Source organism: Amycolatopsis decaplanina DSM 44594 (genome assembly GCF_000342005.1).
Lineage (GTDB): Bacteria > Actinomycetota > Actinomycetes > Mycobacteriales > Pseudonocardiaceae > Amycolatopsis > Amycolatopsis decaplanina.
Genome location: NZ_AOHO01000027.1, coordinates 1 through 2,125, shown reverse-complemented (window position 1 = coordinate 2,125; position 2,125 = coordinate 1). Strand labels below are relative to the sequence as shown.

1 rRNA gene is annotated in these 2,125 nt (G+C 55.8%); it reads left to right on the top strand.

Annotation, left to right across the window (positions count from 1 at the left end):
• Positions 1-302: 302 nt before the first annotated feature.
• A 23S ribosomal RNA gene (locus tag H074_RS05430) occupies positions 303-2,125 on the top strand; the annotation flags it as partial.

Here is a 2,125-nt window from a genome sequence, read left to right as displayed (position 1 = left end):
CCCCGCCGGGATACCCGGGGCAACGGTGGTGGAGTGGCCAGGGTTTCAACACCGACTGTGTGTTGGCGCTGGTTGCTCAAGGAATTGTGGAACTACTGGTTATGGCCTGAGGCCAGGTTGCTGATGACTTCTAGTACTGCACTTCGGTGCGTGGAACGGGGTATGTCGGGTCTGGTTGATGATTGTTCGCTGGCATGCTGTTGGGTCCTGAGGCAACACGCCGAGGGGCTGGACACAGTCCCGGGGACGTTTGTTTCTGGTGTGGTGTTTGAGAACTGTAGAGTGGATGCGAGCATCTTTGTGGTCAAGTTGTTAAGGGCACATGGTGGATGTCTTGGCTTCAGGAGCCGATGAAGGACGTGGGAGGCTGCGATATGCCTCGGGGAGCTGTCAACCGAGCTGTGATCCGAGGATTTCCGAATGGGGAAACCCAGCACCAGTTATGTGGTGTTACCCGCATCTGAATATATAGGGTGTGTGGAGGGAACGCGGGGAAGTGAAACATCTCAGTACCCGTAGGAAGAGAAAACAACCGTGATTCCGTGAGTAGTGGCGAGCGAAAGCGGAAGAGGCTAAACCATGCACATGTCAAGCTGTCAGGCGTTGTGTGTGTGGTGTTGTGGGACCCAGCGTCGAGGATCTGACAGTCCTCGGAACGATTACGCGTGTTAGTGGAACGCCTTGGGATGGGCGACCGGAGTGGGTGAGAGTCCCGTACGCGAAAACATGTTGTGGATTGTTTGTCTGGTGTTCCCGAGTAGCAGCGAGCTCGTGGAATTTGCTGTGAATCTGCCGGGACCACCCGGTAAGCCTAAATACTTCCTGAAGACCGATAGCGGACTAGTACCGTGAGGGAAAGATGAAAAGTACCCCGGGAGGGGAGTGAAAGAGTACCTGAAACCGTGTGCCTACAAGCCGTCAGAGCCCGAGCACATCCTTGTGATGTTGAGGTGATGGCGTGCCTTTTGAAGAATGAGCCTGCGAGTTAGTGCTGCGTGGCGAGGTTAACCCGTGTGGGGTAGCCGTAGCGAAAGCGAGTCTGAATAGGGCGTCATAGTCGCGTGGTCTAGACCCGAAGCGGAGTGATCTACCCATGGCCAGGCTGAAGCGTCGGTAAGACGACGTGGAGGGCCGAACCCACTTAGGTTGAAAACTGAGGGGATGAGCTGTGGGTAGGGGTGAAAGGCCAATCAAACTCCGTGATAGCTGGTTCTCCCCGAAATGCATTTAGGTGCAGCGTCACATGTTTCTCCACGGGGGTAGAGCTACTGGATGGTCTAGGGGCCTTACCGGGTTACCGAAATCAACCAAACTCCGAATACCGTGGTGTGAGAGTGTGGCAGTGAGACGGCGGGGGATAAGCTTCGTCGTCGAGAGGGAAACAGCCCAGAACACCAGCTAAGGCCCCTAAGTGTGTGCTCAGTGGGAAAGGATGTGGGATTGCCCAGACAACCAGGAGGTTGGCTTAGAAGCAGCCACCCTTGAAAGAGTGCGTAATAGCTCACTGGTCAAGTGGTCCTGCGCCGACAATGTAGCGGGGCTTAAGCACACCGCCGAAGCTGTGTCATTCACACAATACATCCATCACGCTTCTTGAAAGTGTGATGCAGTGGTGTGGATGGGTAGGGGAGCGTCCTGCATCCAGGGAAGCGGCGGCGGAAGCCAGTCGTGGAGGGTGTGGGAGTGAGAATGCAGGCATGAGTAGCGAATGCAGAGTGAGAAACTCTGCCGCCGGATGACCAAGGGTTCCTGGGCCAGGCTAATCCGCCCAGGGTAAGTCGGGACCTAAGGCGAGGCCGACAGGCGTAGTCGATGGATAACGGGTTGATATTCCCGTACCCGAGCACGTGCGCCCAGGATGAGGCGGTTGATACTAACCACCCAAAGCCAGTTACCGAAGTCTTCGGATGGAGGTTTCTGTGTGGAGCGTGGGATCTGATTCCGTAGTAGTCGAGTGATGGGGTGACGCAGGAAGGTAGCTCCGCCAGTGAGTGGTAGTACTGGTGTAAGCGTGTAGACCGAGTGGTAGGCAAATCCGCCGCTCATGAAGGTTGAGACGTGATGCGTAGCCGATTGAGGTGAAGTAGAGTGATCCTATGCTGCCGAGAAAAGCCTCTAGCGAGTG